This is a genomic window from Nostoc sp. CALU 1950 (assembly GCF_051172895.1).
In the GTDB taxonomy this organism is placed as follows: domain Bacteria; phylum Cyanobacteriota; class Cyanobacteriia; order Cyanobacteriales; family Nostocaceae; genus Nostoc; species Nostoc edaphicum_A.
This window is the reverse complement of sequence record NZ_JBDNJQ010000303.1, coordinates 1-3,628: the sequence shown is the minus strand read 5'-3', so window position 1 is coordinate 3,628 and position 3,628 is coordinate 1. Positions and strand designations below refer to the sequence as shown.

Sequence of the window (3,628 nt, the reverse complement as noted above, 5' to 3'; positions counted from 1 at the left end):
TATTGATGTCCTTACTTTTGAGCAACATCCTCTCCCTTAATTCACATAAGGCGTACTGATGAAATTTTACGCCGTTATGCAATCGGAGAAAGAAATTTTATTAATGCTAATTTGAGGTGTGCAGTACTTACATCAGCGAAACTGAGTGAAATTAATCTAAGTTATGCTCAGTTAAGTTGGGCAGATTTAAGTCAAGCCAATCTAAGTTATGCTGATTTAACAGCAGCAGATATAAGCCAAGCTAATTTAAGTGGAGCCGACCTCATTAAGGCATACCTAATGAGGACAAACCTAAGCGGGGCAGACCTGCAACAAGCTTCACTTCAGAGGGCTAACCTAAGTAGTGCTAACTTAAGTGAAGTTAACCTCACTGGTGCAGATTTAACAGGAGCCAATTTAGCACTAGCAGACCTAAGAGGGGCAAATTTTTACGAATGTAATTTGAGTGGGGCTAACCTAAAAGGTGCCTTATTTATTGAGAGTGACTTGGCTTTTGCTAAACAATAATCACGCCTTCAAGCGATCGCCCCCTTACACACCGAAACCCTGCTACAATCCCTGTATTCAATACATCAACTACCATGTCTGGCAAAGGATTTGGGCAACGCCAACCTAAAGCGCGATCGCACCACATAACTTTGTTAATCGGTTTATTCTGAGGGTAACTGAAGGCGATGCCTGCGGCGGGCTACGCCTACGCTACGATTTAATAAACGCCTTGTAATCTTCAATTTTAGTAGCCAAGCGGGATGCTAGAAACGGGCTGGCATCGTGCAAAGCTTCATAAATCTGAATACCTTCTTCTCGATATCGAATAATTTTGTCTTGATTCCAATAATGTGGAGGTGCTTGGAGGTTGCTGATTCTATCTGCTAATTTCACCATCCATATTTCTGGCGGTTGCTCCTTTATCCTTCGCAAGCTATCTGCCATTTGGAGATATTTTGCTAAACTTTCATCTTTAGTCAATGCCAGTACACCATTAGCTACTGATTCACCAAATTCAGTTTTTATTTCCTCAAAAGTTGTTTCAGTATCTTCGATTGTGTCATGTAAAATAGCACATTGAATAGCAAGGTCGCCATCATATTCTTTTTCTACATTTAAGGCTGCAATGACTTCCATACTTACAAAACTCAAGTGCATGATGTAGGGTATATTTGACCCTGGCACTTTTTGACCTTGATGTGCATGTGCAGCAAATCTATAAGCTTTGATGTAGCTTTCTTGTGACCAGTTTTGTAAGCTGAGTTGATATGTTTGCATTGTTCGATTTTTGGGTGGGGCGATCGCAGCTTGCAACAGAAGCGAGTTATGATTTTGCAGGTTCTAATAAAACTGTTAAACTGTTTTCCCACTCATCGAAGAACCCATCAGGCCATCGGTCAATTCTGCCGTCTTTATCAATGCGTGGTGACACAACTTTAATAAAAGCTTGACCTTGGTTTTGGTGACGTTGAAAGTAATGTAATTGCACATCCTCCGGCTCAATTTTACCACCATGTACCGCAAGACGAATACCGTTTAAAATCTGGTCGCTATGAGTTTCTAGCACAACTTGAACGCCACAGTTAGCAGCCAGCGCTAACAGCTTACCCAACATTGTTTGTGCTTGGGGGTGGAGTCCGGTTTCTGGGTGTTCAATAAGAATTAATGCACCCGGACTGGAGGCGAGGATTGCCACGATAATTGGTAAAACGTAGGTAATGCCGTATCCAACATGGTCACTAAATTTTAAGTTAACCAAATCCATATCTAGATGTGCATTAACTTGGATGCGTAGACCAGGACTTATTTCTCCCATCCATGCCTCAACTTGGTCTAGCAAATTTATTGATTTTGCTTCCGGGTGAGTGAGTTCGGCGATAGGAATTGCTTGATTACCGTAAGTGTAGAGAAAATGTGCTGTATATTCGCCAAGCGCACCAATTTGTTTAAGTTCTTGCCTTTGGTAATTTAAGATTCCTGATGCAACTTTTGCACGTTCTGATTGAAGGTGATAAAGTTGCCCGTTGAAAATGCTTGACTGATAAACATCGGCATCAACAGAGTTTAATCCACTCTCTAAAAAATTTGCTTCTCTCTCTAATGAGTTGTAGTTAAAGTGCCAAATTCCTTTAGTTTCATTTTTAAAAATAAGCTCAAATCCTACATAGTCTTGTTTGGCATTTTCATACAAAGCATCATTAGCTGTGCCAATATTTACCAAGTTTCCATTGAGCAATAAACCAGTGCTTTGTAGTAAACCTTGTTGGTAAGATTGATGCAGCAGTGATAGTGCTTGGAATACAGAAGATTTGCCAGTGCTATTATAACCAGAGAGAAGGGTAAGCGATTTGAACTCAACCAATTGATTCTCAAATGCTTTAAAATTTAGCAGCCGTAATGAGCTAATCATTATAGTTAAAATATAGATTTTATTCAATTTTATTATAATTTGTTTATCTAAAGCGATTTTGTAAGAATATTGTTGTTGAGTAAATCACCTGTAGATGACAAAATATTAAATATGTTTTCTTATTTACATTTTTGATAATTAATCAAAAATCCTAGCAGTTTATCAAGATTGAATTGTAATTATAGATGGCATCTGAAAATTTTAAAGAACTTGTTAATGTTGCAATCCAAGTAGCGACCAGAAGAAATAAAAGAATGGCAGTCTTCAAGCTTGATAACACTTATTATATAGTTGATGCTAGGGAATGGGAAAATGGCTGTGCGTATGGGCAATATATCATGACAGTAGAACCTGTGCAAAATTAAGCATCAGATGTTTCATATTGCTGAAATTTTTTCCAATCAAACTCAAGAGTCAGTATTTCAAATAGTGTTGGTGACAACACATCTAACTCTATAAGTTCACCAGTGTAGGTGACATCTGGAAAGTCTTGAGGATGAAAGATTCCGTGAGGAATACCATCTCCTTTAAGCCACATATTAGCTCGATAATCGATGCGTTCTCCACTTGGTAAATCAATCCAGAAATGCGGCTCAATGTGTTGATGATGTTGAGTCAAAACCCCAATCATCGGGTGATGTTCAATGCCGTGATTAGTTAGTACAGTGTGACAGATGCGGGTCATACCATCGCACTCTGTTTGAGAAGAATCATAGGGGTCAAGAAGTTGCTGAATTCTTTCCCTTGGTATCACTTCATACTCCTTAATCAATTTCTTCAGACACGGCTAAGTTTTGCTCTTGCATGATTGGTGTCATCAAATGGAATATCTTTGTTAGCCCCTGATGCAATGATTCTTGAGAGAAGTTATAGCCACGTTCAACAGCCATAGTTATGATTGCAGCGTTATCTTTCGCACCCATTGCTTCCATCAGTCGGTCTAACAACAGTTTATCTTGGAGGGCTGCTGCAAAAAATTCCATAACTTGTAGTTCACTTTGAGCGGCATTTAGTGACTTATTCATTTTCGACACGTAGTAAGGAGATTTTATAGCTTGTTACCTTGCTCTCATGTTTGAGAACTGTACTACCTGATAACATCATCTATTCTGTTTTTAAGTTATTTAATTGCTGTGCTAAACTTTCAACTTGGTTTTTCACATATTCGATGTTTTTATAGCGTTTATTAGTCTGGTGAAGTACAGTAACAAGAATGGGTAAACCAGTTAT

At 38.6% G+C, this 3,628-nt stretch carries 7 protein-coding genes; 2 read left to right on the top strand and 5 right to left on the bottom strand.

Annotated elements, in window-relative coordinates:
* Window positions 1–39 precede the first annotated feature (39 nt).
* Window positions 40–507, top strand: coding sequence for a pentapeptide repeat-containing protein (locus ABF638_RS37160; RefSeq protein ID WP_435027752.1), 468 nt, complete (start codon window positions 40–42; stop codon window positions 505–507).
* Here ABF638_RS37160 and ABF638_RS37155 read toward each other — a convergent pair.
* The 3 genes from ABF638_RS37155 to ABF638_RS37145 form a co-directional block, all read right to left on the bottom strand.
* Complete coding sequence (locus tag ABF638_RS37155) at window positions 497–634, bottom strand: hypothetical protein (RefSeq protein WP_435027751.1); 138 nt, start codon at window positions 632–634, stop codon at window positions 497–499. The two genes, ABF638_RS37160 and ABF638_RS37155, sit on opposite strands and share 11 nt — an antisense overlap.
* Before the next feature lie 65 nt (window positions 635–699).
* Window positions 700–1,266, bottom strand: coding sequence for an HD domain-containing protein (locus ABF638_RS37150; RefSeq protein ID WP_435027750.1), 567 nt, complete (start codon window positions 1,264–1,266; stop codon window positions 700–702).
* Between the two features lie 46 nt (window positions 1,267–1,312).
* Window positions 1,313–2,398 carry an AAA family ATPase gene (locus tag ABF638_RS37145; RefSeq protein WP_435027749.1) on the bottom strand — a complete coding sequence of 362 codons (1,086 nt, stop codon included), beginning with the start codon at window positions 2,396–2,398 and terminating at the stop codon, window positions 1,313–1,315.
* A 185-nt stretch (window positions 2,399–2,583) separates the two neighbouring features.
* Here ABF638_RS37145 and ABF638_RS37140 point away from each other — a divergent pair, with 185 nt between their 5' ends.
* Window positions 2,584–2,763, top strand: a complete 180-nt coding sequence (locus tag ABF638_RS37140; RefSeq protein WP_435027748.1) for a hypothetical protein — start codon at window positions 2,584–2,586, stop codon at window positions 2,761–2,763.
* Here the strand turns inward: ABF638_RS37140 and ABF638_RS37135 are convergent.
* Both ABF638_RS37135 and ABF638_RS37130 read right to left on the bottom strand, forming a co-directional pair.
* A complete protein-coding gene (locus ABF638_RS37135) occupies window positions 2,760–3,152 on the bottom strand; it encodes a hypothetical protein (RefSeq protein WP_435027747.1) in 393 nt (130 codons plus the stop codon). The genes ABF638_RS37140 and ABF638_RS37135 overlap by 4 nt on opposite strands.
* A gap of 10 nt (window positions 3,153–3,162) precedes the next feature.
* On the bottom strand, window positions 3,163–3,423 hold the full coding sequence (locus ABF638_RS37130; protein WP_435027746.1) for a Nif11-like leader peptide family natural product precursor: 261 nt from the start codon (window positions 3,421–3,423) through the stop codon (window positions 3,163–3,165).
* Window positions 3,424–3,628 lie beyond the last annotated feature (205 nt).

Bases quoted from the DNA above. Each gene is read 5' to 3' on its own strand.
- ABF638_RS37140 (WP_435027748.1), top strand. From the start codon at position 2,584: ATGGCATCTGAAAATTTTAAAGAACTTGTTAATGTTGCAATCCAAGTA.
- ABF638_RS37155 (WP_435027751.1), bottom strand. From the start codon at position 634: ATGTGGTGCGATCGCGCTTTAGGTTGGCGTTGCCCAAATCCTTTGCCA.
- ABF638_RS37150 (WP_435027750.1), bottom strand. From the start codon at position 1,266: ATGCAAACATATCAACTCAGCTTACAAAACTGGTCACAAGAAAGCTAC.
- ABF638_RS37130 (WP_435027746.1), bottom strand. From the start codon at position 3,423: ATGAATAAGTCACTAAATGCCGCTCAAAGTGAACTACAAGTTATGGAA.
- ABF638_RS37145 (WP_435027749.1), bottom strand. From the start codon at position 2,398: ATGATTAGCTCATTACGGCTGCTAAATTTTAAAGCATTTGAGAATCAA.